The sequence below is a fragment of the Paenibacillus sp. AN1007 genome (assembly GCF_040702995.1).
Classification (GTDB): Bacteria; Bacillota; Bacilli; order Paenibacillales; family Paenibacillaceae; genus Paenibacillus.
Map to the genome: position 1 here is coordinate 4994372 of NZ_CP159992.1, position 17386 is coordinate 5011757.

15 protein-coding genes are annotated in these 17386 nt (G+C 50.1%); all 15 read right to left on the minus strand.

Annotation, left to right across the window (positions count from 1 at the left end; genetic code table 11):
• Position 1: 1 nt before the first annotated feature.
• Positions 2–1339: a hemolysin family protein gene (locus tag ABXS70_RS22395; protein ID WP_342554189.1), complete on the minus strand. Its 1338-nt coding sequence runs from the start codon at positions 1337–1339 to the stop codon at positions 2–4.
• Between the two features lie 942 nt (positions 1340–2281).
• Positions 2282–3547: a phosphoribosylamine--glycine ligase gene (purD, locus tag ABXS70_RS22400; RefSeq protein ID WP_342554188.1), complete on the minus strand. Its 1266-nt coding sequence runs from the start codon at positions 3545–3547 to the stop codon at positions 2282–2284.
• Positions 3548–3752: 205 nt separating this feature from the next.
• Positions 3753–5300, minus strand: a complete 1548-nt coding sequence (gene purH / locus ABXS70_RS22405; RefSeq protein WP_342554187.1) for a bifunctional phosphoribosylaminoimidazolecarboxamide formyltransferase/IMP cyclohydrolase — start codon at positions 5298–5300, stop codon at positions 3753–3755.
• A 333-nt stretch (positions 5301–5633) separates the two neighbouring features.
• Positions 5634–6251, minus strand: coding sequence for a phosphoribosylglycinamide formyltransferase (gene purN, locus ABXS70_RS22410; protein WP_342554186.1), 618 nt, complete (start codon positions 6249–6251; stop codon positions 5634–5636).
• Positions 6251–7291 (minus strand): phosphoribosylformylglycinamidine cyclo-ligase, encoded by a 1041-nt coding sequence (purM, locus tag ABXS70_RS22415; RefSeq protein WP_342554185.1) that lies wholly within the window; start codon positions 7289–7291, stop codon positions 6251–6253. Before purM ends, purN begins: the two co-directional genes overlap by 1 nt.
• Before the next feature lie 69 nt (positions 7292–7360).
• Positions 7361–7804, minus strand: a complete 444-nt coding sequence (locus ABXS70_RS22420) for an immunity 26/phosphotriesterase HocA family protein (protein WP_342554184.1) — start codon at positions 7802–7804, stop codon at positions 7361–7363.
• A 12-nt stretch (positions 7805–7816) separates the two neighbouring features.
• Complete coding sequence (purF, locus tag ABXS70_RS22425) at positions 7817–9295, minus strand: amidophosphoribosyltransferase (RefSeq protein WP_366290972.1); 1479 nt, start codon at positions 9293–9295, stop codon at positions 7817–7819.
• The gene (purL, locus tag ABXS70_RS22430; RefSeq protein ID WP_366290975.1) at positions 9280–11523 is read right to left on the minus strand and encodes a phosphoribosylformylglycinamidine synthase subunit PurL; all 2244 of its coding nucleotides are present in this window, start codon (positions 11521–11523) and stop codon (positions 9280–9282) included. Before purL ends, purF begins: the two co-directional genes overlap by 16 nt.
• Positions 11501–12190, minus strand: coding sequence for a phosphoribosylformylglycinamidine synthase subunit PurQ (gene purQ, locus ABXS70_RS22435; protein WP_342554181.1), 690 nt, complete (start codon positions 12188–12190; stop codon positions 11501–11503). Before purQ ends, purL begins: the two co-directional genes overlap by 23 nt.
• 4 nt (positions 12191–12194) lie before the next feature.
• The gene (gene purS / locus ABXS70_RS22440) at positions 12195–12440 is read right to left on the minus strand and encodes a phosphoribosylformylglycinamidine synthase subunit PurS (protein WP_090923368.1); all 246 of its coding nucleotides are present in this window, start codon (positions 12438–12440) and stop codon (positions 12195–12197) included.
• A gap of 251 nt (positions 12441–12691) precedes the next feature.
• Positions 12692–12856: a hypothetical protein gene (locus ABXS70_RS22445; RefSeq protein ID WP_342554180.1), complete on the minus strand. Its 165-nt coding sequence runs from the start codon at positions 12854–12856 to the stop codon at positions 12692–12694.
• Between the two features lie 410 nt (positions 12857–13266).
• Positions 13267–14139: a phosphoribosylaminoimidazolesuccinocarboxamide synthase gene (locus tag ABXS70_RS22450; RefSeq protein WP_342554179.1), complete on the minus strand. Its 873-nt coding sequence runs from the start codon at positions 14137–14139 to the stop codon at positions 13267–13269.
• 233 nt (positions 14140–14372) lie between these two features.
• Entirely contained in the window at positions 14373–15671 is a 1299-nt protein-coding gene (gene purB, locus ABXS70_RS22455; protein ID WP_342554178.1) for an adenylosuccinate lyase, read from the minus strand.
• On the minus strand, positions 15668–16873 hold the full coding sequence (gene purK / locus ABXS70_RS22460; RefSeq protein ID WP_342554177.1) for a 5-(carboxyamino)imidazole ribonucleotide synthase: 1206 nt from the start codon (positions 16871–16873) through the stop codon (positions 15668–15670). The genes purB and purK overlap by 4 nt, the downstream gene beginning before the upstream one ends.
• On the minus strand, positions 16870–17355 hold the full coding sequence (gene purE / locus ABXS70_RS22465; RefSeq protein ID WP_342554176.1) for a 5-(carboxyamino)imidazole ribonucleotide mutase: 486 nt from the start codon (positions 17353–17355) through the stop codon (positions 16870–16872). Before purE ends, purK begins: the two co-directional genes overlap by 4 nt.
• Between the last annotated feature and the right edge of the window lie 31 nt (positions 17356–17386).

Consider the following 17386-nt stretch of genomic DNA (forward strand, 5'->3'; position numbering starts at 1 on the left):
ATTAAGCCAGATCGCTTGCAGGTTCTTCCGCCTCAGCGCCGCTGACACGCTCAAGCAGCACCTGCTTGATGTGATAGTTCTCGGCATCGACAACGGTCCAAACGTAGTCACCGTGCTCAACCGTATCTCCTTTTTCCACGCCGACACCCTTCTGGTACTGAATCCATCCGGCAACGGTATCCATCTCTTCATTGCCCTCGAATACAATTCCGAACTGACGCTCCAGTTCATCCAGAAGCACCCGGCCGTTGATCAGATACTGGTTTTCTCCGGTTTCCTGAATGTCCGCCACTTCATCTGCATCGAACTCATCCCGAATCTCGCCAACTAATTCCTCGAGAATGTCCTCCATCGTAATGATTCCCGAAGTGCCGCCATACTCATCCACGACGACAGCCATATGAACCCGTTCCTGCTGCATCTTGATCATCGCATCCTGAATGGGAGTTACTTCCGACACAAATGGAATTTCGCGCACGAATTCACTCAATTGATGGGCCCGGGTTGCTACCATGTCCGGCAAAATCTTCTTGACGTTCACCACGCCGATGATGCGGTCTTTATCTCCATCCTCAATGACGGGATATCGGGAATAGTTATGTTCATCCAATATAGGAATAATATCGTCATACGTCATATCCTGATTCAGGGTAACCAGTTCTGTACGCGGAACCATAATGTCTTTGGCATCACGTTCGTCGAATACGAAAACATTTTCCAGATACGAAAGCTTGGTCTTGTTGCTCTCATCACCTTCATAGCTCTGGTTCATAATGATCTTGATCTCGTCCTCGGAATAGGCTTGATCATGTCCGGCAGGCTTCACACCGAATCCACGCAGGATTACACGCGATGCGCCATTGAGCGCCCAGATAAACGGATACATGACTTTACCAAACCAGTAAAGCGGCGGCGAGAGTAACAAGGTCAATTTTTCGGAAAATTGAATCGCCAGCGTTTTGGGTGCCATCTCACCAACAACGACATGCAAAAACGTAACGAGAATAAAAGCTATCGCATAAGAAGCAACTGCCGAGGCAGAGGCAGGCACGTCCAGATAACTGAACACCGGATACAGCAATCTCTCCACCGTTGGTTTACCCAATGCCCCGAGGCCCAGAGCCGTAACCGTAATCCCCAGCTGACAGGCGGACAGATAATAATCCAGATCCGAGACGACTTTCTTAGCAAGCACTGCCTTTTTATTGCCTTCGGCAACCAGTTGATCCACTCTTGATGTACGAATCTTCACAACAGCAAACTCCGACGCAACGAAAAATGCGGTCAGTACAATCAAGATGATAAGTAATGCGATATTTAATATGGTAATTATGTCCAAAGACTTCCCCGATTCTCAGGGATTCACCTCCAAAGATAGTTGCAGCGTGATGCGGTAACATTTATGCCGTTAACCTTTCATACGCTGATTGTTTTTTCTCAAACAAGAGCAAATTTAATATATCAATTTAACGTATCAATCTTATATAAAAATCATTTCATGATCACTTCTGTATAAGTCGCATAATGACCTTGTAAATCTAAAACAGGAATCCAAGATGAAGTCAATAACGCCCGTGACGTGTAGAAACGACTTCAATCAAAACGGGTTGCCCCTCATGCTGTCCATTGTTCCTTGATCAACTCCACCTAGATTCTCCATTTGGACAATTTACAATATCGCCTACCCAATAGATATCCACCTCCCAACGTATCGATTCCTGTTTCCGAAAAGTATATCATGTTTTGATCCAAACCATCCAGCTGCACGTTATGGTTTGGCACAAGCTTACAGTCTATTGTTCACGGAATAGTCTATATGTATGTTATCTGCTGTCATTTTAACCAGCATGATCCTGCCCGTAGGAGACACACCTCTTATCATCGGTGACCCTCAGCTTTTCTATTTTTCCCGTTTTGGTGTAAACGGTTCTTTCTACTTGCTTCAGTCCATTTGTTATAGAATAGTGCAGTTTACTGAAATACTACCCGTTTCATCTAGGCACCAAACAGCTCTAGATACCCGTTCAGACAGGTCCCTGAAGGGTTTTTAACTGTCGTTTTCGCACATGATATATGTAATACGCAGCAAAAAGCCCGCAGGATGCAAATACCTAAACGGTATCCGATCCTGCGGGCTGTATCCCGTTAAACCAACCGTGGTCCAAACTGTCGTTTCCGACCACCAGCTAACTGAGCTTGCTCTAGCTGTGCTCTAGCTGTGCTTGACCTGACTCAACATACTTTATGTTTGAATATGATGCCATCGCATTACAACTTTACTTTACACTAAAGCTTTGGCCGCAATGTCGGTGCGCTGATGTTTACCCTCGAATTGGATAAGCTCAGCCTGAGCATATGCTTTGGTTCTTGCTTCTGCAATGTCAGCCCCGAGGCCAACAACTCCGAGAATACGTCCGCCGTTCGTCACCCAGTCTCCAGCTTCATTGCGGGCAGTTCCTGCGTGGAACACAACAGCATCTTCGATTTGATCCAGCCCTTCGATCACAACACCTTTGGCATAAGGCCCGGGATATCCGCCTGAAGCAAGTACAACGCATACAGCCGCCTCATCGCTCCATTCAATCTCTATATCAGCCAATTTCCCGTGCACGGCTGCCCAGAAAATGTCGAGCAGATCCGTTTTCAGACGCGGCAGCACGACTTGGGTCTCCGGATCTCCAAAACGTGCGTTGAACTCAATCGTTTTGGGCTTGCCATCCGGGGAGATCATCAAACCAGCGAACAATACCCCACGGAATGGACGTCCCTCCGATACCATTGCTTTCGCTGTTGGTTTGATGATGGTTTCCACCGCTTCTTCAATGATGGAAGCCGGAATATGTGGAAGCGGAGAGTATGTACCCATGCCGCCTGTATTTGGACCCTGATCATTGTCGAAAACAGGTTTGTGATCCTGCGCTGCAGCCATCGGGCGAACCGTCTCGCCATCGACAAAGGCCAGAATCGACATTTCCTGTCCAGCGAGGAATTCCTCAATGATCACTTTAGCTCCAGCTTCACCAAATACTTTATCGACCATAATACTGCGAAGAGCCTGATTAGCCTCCTCACGGGAATATGCCACCGTAACCCCTTTGCCTGCGGCGAGCCCATCCGCTTTAATGACCACCGGGATTGCCTGCTCGTCCAGATACGTCTGAGCCTGCTCGTAGTTATCAAACTTCTCATACGCAGCCGTAGGGATATTGTATTTGTGCAGCAGGTCTTTCATAAATGTTTTGCTGCCTTCGATTTCCGCTGCATTGCGACGTGGACCGAAGACCGGAATGCCTGTCGAGTCAAATGCGTCCACAATGCCGTCAGCGAGCGGATCATCCGGTCCAATAACGACGAGGTCTACTTTTAGTTCAACTGCCAGAGCTTTAAGTTTATCAAATTCATGTACCGCAATCGGGTGACACGCTGCCAGCTGTGCAATTCCCGCATTTCCGGGCGCACAATGAATTTTACCTGCCTTTGGACTCTTCGCGAGTGCCCAGATGATTGCATGTTCGCGGCCGCCGCCGCCGACTACCAAAATATCCATTCGTCTGTTCCCCTCCACACTTTACTGGATTGTGATGTTCCTATACTTCAAACACTTCAGGCGCTCTCTTTCCTGAAAAAAGGAGTGTCCCATACGTCATCAGCATGACAGGTGACACCCCTTTATAACACTTGCCGCTTTTTGATGAAGAGTATTTTAATGCTTCCGTTCGGACTTTAACTCTTCAATCTGCTTATTACTTGTCCTAGTGTTTAAAATGACGTACGCCTGTAAATACCATGGCGATGCCATATTCATTGGCAACTTTGATAGACTCTTCGTCTTTGATCGAACCGCCTGGCTGAATAACTGCTGTAATGCCAGCTTTGGCTGCCAGTTCCAGTGTATCGCCCATCGGGAAGAAGGCATCCGAAGCGAGAACAGCACCTTTAGCCTGCTCACCAGCCTGCTCAATTGCAATTTTGGCAGCACCCACACGGTTCATCTGCCCTGCACCTACACCTACTGTCATGTCGTTCGCAGCAAGTACGATCGCGTTGGACTTCACGTGTTTAACCACTTTCCAACCGAACAACAGCTGTTTCATCTCTTCTTCGGAAGGTGCACGATCCGTCACCACGTTAAGCTCGCTCGCTTCAATGGAGTGTACGTCCGATTGCTGCACGATCATACCGCCGTCAATCGACGTTACCACGAATTGGCTTTCACGGTTGCGAGCTGCGCTCAGCTCACCTGTTTTGAGCAAACGGATGTTTTTCTTTTTCGTCAGAATATCCAGTGCTTCTTGGGTAAAATCAGGTGCGAGTACGATTTCCAGGAAAATCTCGCTCAGCTTGTTCGCCGTATCGCTGTCGATAATGCGGTTTGCTGCCACAATTCCGCCGAAAATTGATGTTGGGTCAGCAGCATATGCTTTGCTGTAGGCTTCATAGATGCTTTCGCCAATACCTACACCGCAAGGGTTCATATGTTTCACGGCAACCACTGCTGGCTCTTCAAATTCTTTGACAATCTGCAGTGCTGCGTTGGCATCATTGATGTTGTTGTAAGACAGTTCTTTACCGTGCAGCTGCTCGGCTGTCGTCAATGTCCCCTGCGCAGCCAGTGGTTTGCGGTAGAATGCCGCCTGTTGGTGTGGATTTTCGCCGTAACGCAGATCCTGGAGTTTTTCGTAAGTAACCGTCAGACGCTCTGGCAGTGGATCGCCATTAACGTTGGACAGGTAATCGGAGATGAGCGCATCGTAAGCCGCTGTATGGCGGAACACTTTTGCCGCAAGCCGTTTGCGTGTTTCCAGCGTTGTATCCCCGCCGCTGCGAACTTCCTCCAGCACTTGGCTGTAGTCGGCCGCATCAACAACAACGCTAACAAATGCATGGTTTTTAGCCGCAGAACGAAGCATCGTTGGGCCACCGATATCGATGTTCTCAATGGCATCTTCATAGGCTACATCTGGCTTGGCGATGGTTTCCTGGAAAGGATACAGGTTTACGACAACCAGATCGATATAACCGAGACCAAGCTCCTGCATTTGGCGTGTATGCTCTTCGTTATCACGAACAGCGAGCAAACCGCTGTGAACTGCCGGATGCAGTGTTTTGACACGTCCGTCCATAATTTCCGGGAATCCGGTTACGTCCGAAATTCCGATAACAGGTACGCCTTCCTTCGACAGCAGGCTGCTTGTACCTCCTGTCGAAATAATCTCTACACCCATTTGCGACAGCTCGCGGCAAAAGTCCACGATACCTGTTTTATCCGATACGCTGACCAGCGCTCTTTTGATACTCACAATATGCTCCTCCTTTATTATCCCATAAGCTTCGCGTTTCCTGACGAAACACAGCCGATTTATTTCCCGAGAAATATCACAAAATGCGTATCAATATTCGACTTCTGTTATATAAGTTGAACCATGGTGTTTACACGGAACACTCCGATGACAGAACAACCTTGAGAGTAGCGGTTATCACTCAATTTTTTGATCCCTTTTTTCAAGGGAAAAATCCGGTGATAAAGGCACAGCCTATGCTTTCGAAGCAGCTTTCTTACTGAAAGCTTTTAGCTTCACTTTTCCAGGTTTTTTCTGTCCTCTCCGTTAATGTGTAAAAAGAGGCAGCTTATATCAAACCGGTTTGTTCACGGTGACGTGGCGCCCGTTTAACTGGACCAGACCTCGCGCGAACCAGGACACTACTTCAGGGTACAGCTGCTGCTCGGCTGCATGAATGGCTTTGCTGATCGTTTCCGCTGTATCTCCCGGCTGCACTGGAACTGGGTGCTGGGCAATAATCGGCCCCGTATCCATTCCCCCGTCAACAAAATGCACGGTTACACCGGTCACTTTCACACCATACTCCAGCGCTTGTCCAATCGCATCTTTGCCCGCAAAGGCTGGTAGAAGCGATGGGTGAATATTAATCAGTCGACCCGCATAACGATCCACCATCACTGAGGTCAGCAGTCTCATATAACCTGCCAGCACAACCAGATCGATCTGTTTGGATTCCAGCACTTCGATAATCTCTGCTTCGTATGCTTCACGCGAAGCATAATTTTTAGGCGTAAACAGATGGCATTCTACCCCTGCGTCCTGTGCTCGCTGTACAACGCGTGCAGCAGGTTTATCACAGACGAGTAATTCCACCGATGCACCCAAATCGCCATTCCGTGCCGCATCAACCAGAGACTGAAAGTTGCTTCCTGTCCCTGAGGCAAATACAGCAATACGGTAGTTCGTCATTAAACATCCGCTCCCGTGAAGGTTACTCGCGCATCTCCTTCAGTTACACGGCCAATGATGTATGCTTCTTCGCCGGAAGCTTTTAACTGCTCCAGCGCTTTCGCTGCATCCGCTTCGTTCACAACCAAGACAAGTCCGATCCCCATGTTAAACGTCGTAAACATATCACGGTTAGATACATCGCCTTTTTGCTGTAAAAGGTTAAAGATTGGCAGGATCGGCCATGAGCCATAATCGATATCTACATTCACGCTGCTTGGCAGCATACGCGGGATATTTTCAATAAATCCACCGCCCGTGATGTGTGCCATCCCTTTTACGTTGACACTTTCCAGCAAGGACAACAGTGGTTTTACATAAATTTTCGTCGGCTCCAGCAAGGAATCACCCAGTTTGCCACCTAGTTCCGTCACTTCGGAGTGCAGATCCAGGCCGGCTTCTTCAAGCAGCAATCTGCGAACCAGAGAGAAACCGTTGCTATGCACGCCGCTGGAAGCGAGACCGATGACGGTATCTCCAGGTGCGATGGTTGTACCGTTGATGATTTTTGCTTTGTCCACAATTCCTACCGTGAATCCTGCGATATCATACTCGCCTTCACTGTACATGCCCGGCATCTCGGCCGTTTCACCACCGATTAATGCACAGCCGGACTGGTGACACCCTTCTGCGATACCCGCAACGATCGCTTCAATCTTCTCCGGGATGACCTTATCGCAAGCGAGATAGTCCAGGAAGAAAAGCGGCTCTGCTCCTTGTACAACGATGTCATTCACACACATCGCCACTGCATCGATACCGATCGTGTCATGGCGATCCATGGCAAAAGCGATTTTCAGCTTGGTTCCCACGCCATCTGTACCGGAAACCAGTACCGGCTCATCATATTTGTCCTTGTTTAATCCGAACAAAGCGCCGAATCCACCCAGGTCCGTCATCACTTCCGGACGGAAGGTACGCTTCACGTGTTTCTTCATCCGCTCAACCGCTTCGTTCCCTGCCGCGATATCCACGCCAGCCTTTTTATATGCTTCGGACACAACCCTCACACCCTTCGTATCTTGTATAAATTGAGTTATATAAACTTTTGTGTAAATGAAAAGCCCAACTCATTTATTGCTACTCATCTCTAACAGATGAATTTGCACCAATTCAAATCCAGCGACACCCATTGTAATGTACTGACTGTACTCTTCTGGTGGAACCATTCGAATGTATTCGTCACCGTTGTACACCGCACCGGCACACTGGAATACTTGCAGTTCTTTTTTCGCCGGAGTCAGCGGGATGTTACCGACAATGCTCCATGTGCCATCTTTCAGCAGCTTGGGTGACGTGAAGATCACGCTGCTCTTACGTTTACCATAAGAATAGACAAGGAATTCGCCGTCTTCCAGACTTACAGTTTCGTCACGCTGAATGCTCATCACGCCGAACGAAAATGCCTTTTTGAAGCGGTCTCTCAGTGCACATATCACCTGACACACGGCAAAACGCCCATCATGCATTGGAATCAGAAAAACATCGCCCTCGTTATAGCTTTTTCTTCCCATAAGCCCTGCCTCCTAACAGCTCAGACCGAACTTCTCTTCACCGTCGAAGTCAAGCCGAGTCGGATAATCATTATCGAAGCATGCCAGGCATAGTCCGCCCTTATAGTCGTCCTGATTATCTCCCTGAATCGATGCAATCAGTCCCTCCGGGCTGAGGAACGCCAGAGAGTCCGCATTAATCTCGCGGCAGATCTCTTCTACGGACAAGGCAGATGCGATCAGTTCACGGCTGTCCGGCGTATCAATACCGTAAAAGCACGGGTTCTTGAATGGCGGCGAAGTAATCCGCACATGGACTTCTGCCGCTCCTGCATCACGCAGCATATTCACGATCCGGCGGGATGTCGTACCACGAACGATGGAGTCATCGATCATGACCACACGCTTTCCTTCAACGACGCGGCGCACGGCGCTGAGCTTCATCTTCACGCCCTGCTCACGCAGTTCCTGACTTGGCTGGATGAACGTACGTCCGGTGTATTTATTTTTGATCATGCCCATCTCATAAGGAATACCTGTTTGTTCAGCGTATCCAATCGCTGCCGAGATGCTGGAATCTGGTACCCCCGTAACCAAGTCCGCATCGACAAACGATTCAATCGCCATCTGGCTTCCCATCCGTTTGCGAGCGGCATGCTGGTTCGCTCCGTTCATATCACTATCCGGACGCGCAAAATAAATATATTCCATCGCACACAGTGCCTTACGGTGCTTCTGGTTATCGAATCGATCCTCATGGAGCCCATCCGCATCCAGCACAAGCAGTTCCCCCGGCTCAATATCACGGATCAGCTCTGCACCGATCGTTTCGAGTGCACAGGTTTCAGACGCAAATAGATAAGCATCCCCCAGCTTCCCCATTGTCAGTGGACGAAGTCCATGCGGGTCGGAAGCGACCAGCAGCTTGTCATTCGTCATAATCAGGAAGGCATATCCGCCGACGATACGCTGGAATGCGTCTTTTGCCGCCTCTACTAGCCCTTTTGAAGAACGCGCGATCAAGTGAGCAATAACTTCTGTATCACTGGTTGTCTGAAAAATAGAACCACTCTGCTCCAGCTCACGCCGGATGGTTGGTGCATTCACGATGTTGCCGTTCGTGGCAACGGCCAAGTCGCCATCGCGGTATTTAAAAACCAGCGGCTGTGCATTCGTCAGTTTGCTATCTCCACTTGTCGAGTAGCGTACATGACCGATCGAAATATCACCGGTAAGTGTCTGCATCAGGTCTTTGGTGAAGACCTCTTTCACGAGTCCCATACCGCGATGATAGTTAAATTGTGTGCCGTCGCTTACACACATGCCAGCACTTTCTTCCCCGCGATGCTGCAGCGCATGCAGACCGTAGTATGAAAGGGAAGCCGCATCAGGGTGCCGATACACCCCGAATACGCCGCATTCTTCCTTTAATTTGTCGAGTCCTTCCTTGCCGGACCCTTCGTTATAATAATCGCCTGTCCACAACGGTTCCGTCATCAGTTCATGAGACATGGAATCGCATCCTCCCAGACCTTAGCCAAACCTCCTACAGGTTCGTTCACGGCTGATGTTCCGTTCAATTCAATGGTCAGGTTACTTCCTTCAACGCGTCCGATTACAGCTGTTGGCACTCCGCGTTCACGTACAAAATCCTCCAGTTTGCCTGCTTGCTCCGGCGAAGCCGACAGCAAAATACGGGATTGGCTCTCACTGAACAAAGCGTGATCTGCACGCAGCGCAGTCTCTACATTCACCTGTGCGCCCACATTACCGCTGATGCAGGACTCTGCCAGTGCAACCGCCAGACCGCCTTCAGACAAGTCATGCGCGGAGCGAACAAGTCCGGATTGGATGGCTTCCAGCACGGTGCTGAGCAGTGCCTTCTCCGTGTTCAGGTCAAGTTCAGGCGGACGGCCTTCAGTCACGCCGTGCACGGCATACTGCAGCTCGCTGCCGCCGAGTTCCGCTTTGGTTTCACCGAGGAGGAGGATGACATCACCTTCGGATTTGAAAGCTTGTGTCGTGATATGGTCCGTATCATGAACGAGACCTACCATACCGACCACTGGCGTTGGATAGATGGAGCCTTTGGCGTTTTCATTGTACAGACTCACGTTACCGCCGATAACCGGCGTATCCAGCACACGGCAAGCCTCTGCCATACCGTCGACTGCCTTTTCCATCTGCCAGAAAATATCCGGTTTCTCCGGGTTACCGAAGTTCAGGTTGTCCGTAATCGCCAGCGGTTCCGCACCGGAACATACGATATTCCGCGCTGCTTCACTCACCGCAATCCGTCCGCCCACCTCAGGATCAAGGTACACGTAACGGCCGTTACAGTCCGTCGTCATCGCAAGACCTTTGCGCGTGCCACGGATCGTTACCACCGCTGCATCCGAGCCTGGACGCACGGCTGTGCTTGTACGCACCATGTAATCGTATTGATCGTAAACCCATTTTTTGCTCGCAACTGTTGGGGAAGCCAGCACTTGTTTCAATGCACCGCCGAGATCCGACACCTCGTCATAACGAAGCGTGTCGATGGAAGCACTTTGCTCATAATAAGCTGGAACAGAAGATGGCTTGTCATATACCGGGCACTCGTCAACGAGCGCTTTTACTGGCATATCGCCAACAACTTCACCGTGGTGAATCAGCTTCAGACGACCATCATCTGTTACTTTACCGACTTTGGCGCAGATGACGCCCCACCGTTCAAAGATTTCCATCGCCTGCGCCTCATCCTTCGGTTCAACAACAAACAGCATCCGCTCCTGAGACTCGGAAAGCATCATCTCGTACGGTGTCATGCCTTCTTCACGCTGCGGCACCTGATCCAGATACAGCTCCAGACCGTTACCTGCTTTACTTGCCATCTCCGCACTGGAACATGTCAGACCCGCTGCACCCATATCCTGAATACCAAGCACGATGCCCGTATCAATCAATTCCAGACAGGACTCCATCACAAGTTTCTCCATGAACGGGTCACCGACCTGAACCGCCGTACGCTGGGACTCGGATTCCTCCGTCAGTTCTACCGATGCAAACGTTGCACCGTGAATACCGTCACGACCTGTTGGTGGGCCAACGTAATACACCGGGTTACCTACACCTTTGGCTACACCGCGCTGGATTTTATCATGATCGATCAGACCGACACACATCGCGTTAACGAGCGGGTTACCCTCATAGCTCTCATCAAACATCACTTCACCTGCAACGGTTGGAATCCCGATACAGTTACCGTATCCCGCAATACCTGCAACCACATGCTCGAACAAATATTTCACGCGCTCGCTCTCCAGCTTACCGAAACGAAGAGAGTTCAGCAGCGCTACCGGTCTTGCACCCATGGAGAAAATATCACGGATAATGCCGCCCACGCCTGTTGCCGCACCTTGATAAGGCTCTACCGCGGAAGGGTGGTTATGGCTTTCAATTTTGAAAACAACGGCCTGGTTGTCGCCGATATCCACGATTCCGGCACCTTCACCTGGTCCCATCAGGACACGAGGACCGCTTGTCGGGAAGCGACGCAGGAGCGGTTTGGAGTTTTTGTATGCGCAGTGCTCAGACCACATCACGCTGAATACACCAATTTCCGTGTAGTTTGGCTTGCGGCCCATGAACTCACAGATCAGCTCATACTCGCTGTCGGACACGCCCATCTGTGCGTAAAGTTTGTGTTCTGCGACTTGTTCTGCTGTTGGCTCCTTAGCGGATAGCTGCTGCGTCATGCCGATCCCTCCATGCTTTCAAAATTGATGTGAACATCCGTTTGCCGTCTTCCGAACCGAACAGTGAATCTACTGCACGCTCTGGATGCGGCATCATGCCGACGACGTTGCCCGCCTCGTTGCAAACCCCTGCGATATCACCCAGGGAACCATTCGGGTTGCTGCCATATGTGAATACAATCTGATTGTTCGCTTGCAAACTTGCCAGTGTTTCTTCGTCACAGTAATAGTTCCCTTCACCGTGAGCAATCGGAATGACAATCTCTTCGCCTGGTGCGTAGTCACGTGTGAAAGGTGTGTCGGCGTTAGCCACTTTCAGCACGGTGTCATGACAGCGGAATTTCAGGGACGTGTTGCGGATCAATGCTCCAGGAAGCAGACCTGCTTCCGTCAGGATCTGGAATCCGTTGCAGATACCCAGTACATATTTGCCCTGCTCTGCAGCCTTAGCCACTTCGTTCATTACGGGTGCGAAACGGGAAATCGCTCCGCAGCGCAGGTAGTCTCCGTACGAGAAACCACCAGGAACCAGAATACAATCATACGCGGACAAGTCCGTCGCCGTATGCCATACATAATCAACCTCTTGTCCAATCGCATCTTCTACCGCTTTGTAACAGTCGATGTCGCAGTTGGAGCCAGGGAACACAAGAACTGCAAATTTCATGAGATTAACCCTCCAATTCGTAGCGGTAATCTTCAACAACGGTGTTGGCGAGCAGCTTCTCACACATCACTTTCAATCGTTTCTCCGCTTCCACACGATCTGTTGTATCCAGATTCAGTTCCATGACTTTACCGATCCGTACACTTTCCACTTCGTTGAATCCCATGGAATGCAGGGCTCCTTGTACAGCTACGCCTTGCGGGTCGAGTACGCTTTGTTTAATAGTGACATATACGGTTGCTTTGATCATGATTCGAAGTTCCTCCTCAGTAATGAACGGGATAAATGCTTTATGCTGTTAAAAAGTAATGCGTTGCCTTGGGACGGTCGCTTCGGTGTGGATGGTTCCTCCGGCCGCTGGTTGTTCCCCGGTTTTTCTGATTCGTTTTGGCCCGCGCTGCGGTCAAAACCCGGGAACAAAGGCGGACGCTTCGCTCCTTCGTGAACCATTCCACCCCTACGCCCCATCCTGCGGCGATATTTTTTAAAGGCCTAAACCCTTTACGCTGCACGACGGGTAGTAAAAGCGGTAGCCTTGGGGTGATCGCTTCGGTGTGGATGGTTCCTCCGGCCGCTGGTTGTTCCCCGGTTTTCTGATTCGTTTTGGCCTGTGCTGCGGTCAAAACCCGGGAACAAAGGCGGACGCTTCGCTCCTTCGTGAACCATTCCACCCCTACGCCCCATCCTGCGGCGATATTTTTTAAAGGCCTAAACCCTTTGCGTTTCAAGGTGGGCAACGGTAAAAACCAGTCATCACGAAAACGTAGCAAGTTTTCGATTTATATGAGTAACATTGATTTTCAGTCTTTCAGTTGCATCTCTTCAGGCTTCATACTTGGTGAAGCCTGCGCCTTAATTGCCTCATCCACCAGTTTGAACACTGGCGGAGGGAAAGATTTGAGCTGGAGAAACGAAGTGCTCGCCTTTGCAACCGGAATGTGTCCTTTTGAAAAAAGAATACGAATCCAAACATTCCGGGGGCAACAGCGATCGAAAGCCAAACTTTCCCGGAGCTTGCGCTCAAACGCCCTTCACTCAAACTTTCCCGGAGCACACGCTCAAACGTCTTCCACTTATTATTTCGTTAAACGGTTATAAATATCGACATATCGGGAAGTGGTCGCTTCAACAACTTCCTGCGGAAGCGGGTCGGGCTTGCTGTTCTTGTCCCAGTCGGTACCTGCCAGATAGGTACGGACAGGTTCTTTATCCATGCTGTCGATTTCGATGTCGAGAGCATAGTTTTCTTTTGCCCAGAAGCGGGAAGCATCCGGGGTGAAAATCTCATCAATCAGGATCACCTTGCCGTCCACGATGCCAAACTCGAATTTGCAGTCTGCCAGAATGATACCGCGCTGATCGCAGTAATCACGAGCAAACTCATAGAGGCGTAAGCTTTTCTCTTGAAGCTCGATAGCAAGGGCGTCTCCGACAAGCTCTTTCATTCGTTCCATCGAAATGTCCTCGTCATGACCGACGTCATTTTTGGCAGCCGGTGTGAAGATCGGTACTTCGAGCTTGGCGTTTTTGCGCAGGCCTTCCGGCAGTTTGATGCCGTTCACTTCTCCGGTTGTCTCGTACTGTCTCCAGCCGCCTCCAGTAATGTATCCTCGCACTACACATTCGATATCGATACGTTCGGCTTTGCGTGTAACCATGATGCGATTCTTGAGCAATTCTGGTTCTGTGACCAGATCACCCAGCTGCGTCACATCGGTATGCACCACATGGTTATCCATCATGCTTCCTGTCAGTTCAAACCAGAAGCTGCTGAGCTGATTAAGCACATTGCCTTTCTCCGGAACCGCCGGGTCCAGCACATAATCAAACGCCGAGATTCGATCCGTTACCACAATTAGAAAATGCTCACCCAGATCGTACAGCTCGCGTACTTTTCCTTTGTATAACAAAGGTGCTTTAACAAGATCTGCCGCCGTGGACAGTGCCATGGGGTCACCTTCTTTCAGGAGATGTAAGGCTAAGAACGAATCCTGATGCTGCAGACTCCACTCCGATGACAGAACAATCTTCCGATCGCTGTTATCCCCAGATTTTTCCGATCCACTTTTCGAAAGTGAAAATCCGGGGATAAAGGCGAACACTCCACTTCTTCAGCTTATTTCTGTCCTCTGCGTTCCCTGCCAGCCATCATTCGTTTCTCTAGCCTAATAAGGGATATATATTAATCGTTCAAGCCGAGTTTTTTGAAAATCGTGTCCACGTGTTTCAGGTGCCAGGATGGGTTAAATGCATCTGCAATTTCCTCTTCGCTCAGCACGGCTGTAATTTCCGGTGTGGACTTCACGATGTCCTGGAATTGACGCTGTTCTTCCCACGCTTGCATGGCACGCGGTTGAACGGTGTCGTACGCCTGCTCACGGCTGAAGCCTTTGTCAATCAACTTCGTCATAACACGGCCGGAGAATGGTACGCCGAAGGTACGTTCCATGTTGCGTTTCATGTTTTCCGGGAACACGGTCAGGTTTTTCACGATGTTACCGAAACGGTTCAACATGTAGTTCAGCAGCATCGTTGCATCTGGCAGAATGACACGTTCTACGGAAGAATGCGAGATGTCGCGCTCATGCCACAGTGTTACGTTCTCGTATGCAGATACCATGTGTCCACGGATAACACGGGACAGACCGGAGATGTTTTCACTGCCAATCGGGTTGCGCTTATGCGGCATCGCGGAAGACCCTTTTTGACCTTTGGCAAACGCTTCTTCCACTTCACGGAACTCGCTCTTCTGCAGTGCACGTACTTCTGTAGCGAACTTGTCCAGAGAAGTTGCGATCAATGCCAGTGTTGCCATGTACTCGGCGTGGCGGTCACGCTGCAGTGTTTGTGTGGAGATTGGTGCAGGCTTCGTGCCCAGCTTTTTGCAGACAAACTCTTCTACAAATGGATCGATGTTTGCATATGTTCCAACAGCACCGGAGATTTTACCGAACTGTACGCCATCCGCCGCATGGCGGAAACGCTCCAGGTTACGTTTCATCTCTTCATGCCACAACGCCATTTTCAATCCGAATGTTGTCGGCTCGGCATGCACACCATGTGTACGTCCCATCATAGGCGTATGCTGGTACGTCAGTGCTTTTTCACGCAAAATTTCGATGAAATTAATGATGTCCTTTTCCAGAATCTCGTTTGCTTGACGCAATACATAACCCAGTGCCGTATCCACCACGTCCGTGGAAGTCAGACCGTAGTGTACCCATTTCCGCTCTGCACCTAGGCTCTCGGATACTGTACGTGTGAACGCAATAACGTCATGACGTGTTTCCTTTTCAATCTCATAGATACGATCAATGTCAAAAGAAGCGTTCTGGCGAAGCAAAGCTGCGTCTTCCTTCGGAATAACACCAAGCTCGGCCCATGCCTCGCATGCACAAATTTCAACTTCCAGCCACGATTGGAATTTGTTCTCTTCCGTCCAGATGGCTCTCATTTCGGGTCTGCTGTAACGTTCAATCATGAATTTGTATGCCTCCATAGATTAGTTTGTTCGATCCATTGCAATGCTTCTTCTACATCCTGACAGAGCAGGTTCACATGCCCCATCTTCCGTCCTGTCTTCGCTTCGCTCTTGCCATATATATGAAGCTTAGGGATAACACCAAGTTCCATCGCTTCTTCATCAGGCTGCCCTGTTCTAGCGATGATGCCTTCCAGATGCTCACCAAGCACATTGACCATAACAACAGGGCTTAACAACGTTGTATCCCCCAGCGGTAATCCGCAGATGGCACGAATATGCTGCTCAAACTGTGATGTAGCGCAGGCCTCCATCGTATAGTGTCCGGAATTATGCGGCCTTGGGGCCAGCTCGTTCACATAAAGTCTGCCGTCAGCAGCAGCAAATAACTCTACCGCCAGCAGCCCCACGGCCTTCATCGATTCAGCGACAGCTGCGGCCAGCTTCTGTGCTTCAAGCTGGATATCTGCAGCCACTCGCGCAGGTACGATCGACGCATGCAAAATGTTGTTTACGTGAATGTTCTCCGCAGGCGGGAACGTTTTGATTTCTCCATTCGTGCTGCGAGCAACAATAACGGAAATTTCGCACTCAAACTTGATAAATTGCTCCAGCACCAGCTCTGCTCCTGTCGATGCAAGCTCTTGATACGCCTCTTCAGCTTCCGATGCGACCCGGATCACACGCTGCCCTTTGCCGTCATATCCACCTGTCACTGTTTTCAGAACACATGGAACACCGAGTTCGCTCACCGCAGCATTCATCGTATCCAGACTTGTAATCTCGCGGTATGGAGCAACCCTTACACCCGCTGCTTCAATCGCACGTTTCTCACGCAAGCGATGCTGGGTCGTGTATAAAAGAGAACTCCCTTGCGGCACGGATGACTCACGCTCAAGTAAAGCCGCCACTTCTGCATCCACATTCTCGAATTCATATGTGATCACATCGCACTGCCGCGCGAGTTCTCTTGCTGCCTGTACATCATCGTATCCAGCTTCAATCTGCTTCGCAATCTGACCACAAGGTGAATCCGGTGTTGGATCAAGAGTCACGAATCGATACCCCATCGCCGTTCCGGCCAGCGTCATCATTCGTCCGAGCTGTCCGCCGCCAAGAATACCGATTGTAGTATGTCCAGGTAATAAGATAGGTTGTCCCTGCCCTGTTCCATTATCCTGTCTGGTTGCCTTGTTACTCATAGCTCATCACTGCTTTCCAGTACTTCTTGTTTGATCCGTTCTCTGCGGGCTTCGGAGCGGCGCTGCACCTCCGGGTCAAATGCGCCAATGATCTGTGCCGCGAGCAGACCTGCATTTGTCGCGCCCGCTTTGCCAATGGCAACTGTGGCTACTGGGATGCCGCCAGGCATCTGCACAATGGACAGCAGGGAATCGAGGCCGTTCAATGCTTTGGATTGAACCGGAACACCGATGACTGGAAGCATCGTTTTGGATGCCACCATACCTGGAAGATGAGCCGCTCCGCCTGCACCAGCGATAATGACCTTGAATCCGCGGTCCGTCGCCTGTTCTGCATATTCAAACATCAAATCCGGAGTACGATGTGCAGAGACGACCTTTTTTTCATACCCAATCTCCAGCTCGTCCAGCACCTCGCACGCATGTTTCATCGTTTCCCAATCCGACTTGCTGCCCATAATTACAGCGACTTGCACTGACATGAATACATCCCACTCCCATCTGAGCATTTTA

What these genes read in the sequence shown, in the direction of transcription:
- purD (WP_342554188.1), bottom strand. Translation starts at nt 3,547, where the DNA reads ATGGATATTTTGGTAGTCGGCGGCGGCGGCCGCGAACATGCAATCATC.
- purN (WP_342554186.1), bottom strand. Translation starts at nt 6,251, where the DNA reads ATGACGAACTACCGTATTGCTGTATTTGCCTCAGGGACAGGAAGCAAC.
- ABXS70_RS22420 (WP_342554184.1), bottom strand. Translation starts at nt 7,804, where the DNA reads ATGGGAAGAAAAAGCTATAACGAGGGCGATGTTTTTCTGATTCCAATG.
- purF (WP_366290972.1), bottom strand. Translation starts at nt 9,295, where the DNA reads ATGTCTCATGAACTGATGACGGAACCGTTGTGGACAGGCGATTATTAT.
- purL (WP_366290975.1), bottom strand. Translation starts at nt 11,523, where the DNA reads ATGACGCAGCAGCTATCCGCTAAGGAGCCAACAGCAGAACAAGTCGCA.
- purQ (WP_342554181.1), bottom strand. Translation starts at nt 12,190, where the DNA reads ATGAAATTTGCAGTTCTTGTGTTCCCTGGCTCCAACTGCGACATCGAC.
- purS (WP_090923368.1), bottom strand. Translation starts at nt 12,440, where the DNA reads ATGATCAAAGCAACCGTATATGTCACTATTAAACAAAGCGTACTCGAC.
- ABXS70_RS22445 (WP_342554180.1), bottom strand. Translation starts at nt 12,856, where the DNA reads ATGGTTCACGAAGGAGCGAAGCGTCCGCCTTTGTTCCCGGGTTTTGAC.
- ABXS70_RS22450 (WP_342554179.1), bottom strand. Translation starts at nt 14,139, where the DNA reads ATGGCACTGTCCACGGCGGCAGATCTTGTTAAAGCACCTTTGTTATAC.
- purB (WP_342554178.1), bottom strand. Translation starts at nt 15,671, where the DNA reads ATGATTGAACGTTACAGCAGACCCGAAATGAGAGCCATCTGGACGGAA.
- purK (WP_342554177.1), bottom strand. Translation starts at nt 16,873, where the DNA reads ATGAGTAACAAGGCAACCAGACAGGATAATGGAACAGGGCAGGGACAA.
- purE (WP_342554176.1), bottom strand. Translation starts at nt 17,355, where the DNA reads ATGTCAGTGCAAGTCGCTGTAATTATGGGCAGCAAGTCGGATTGGGAA.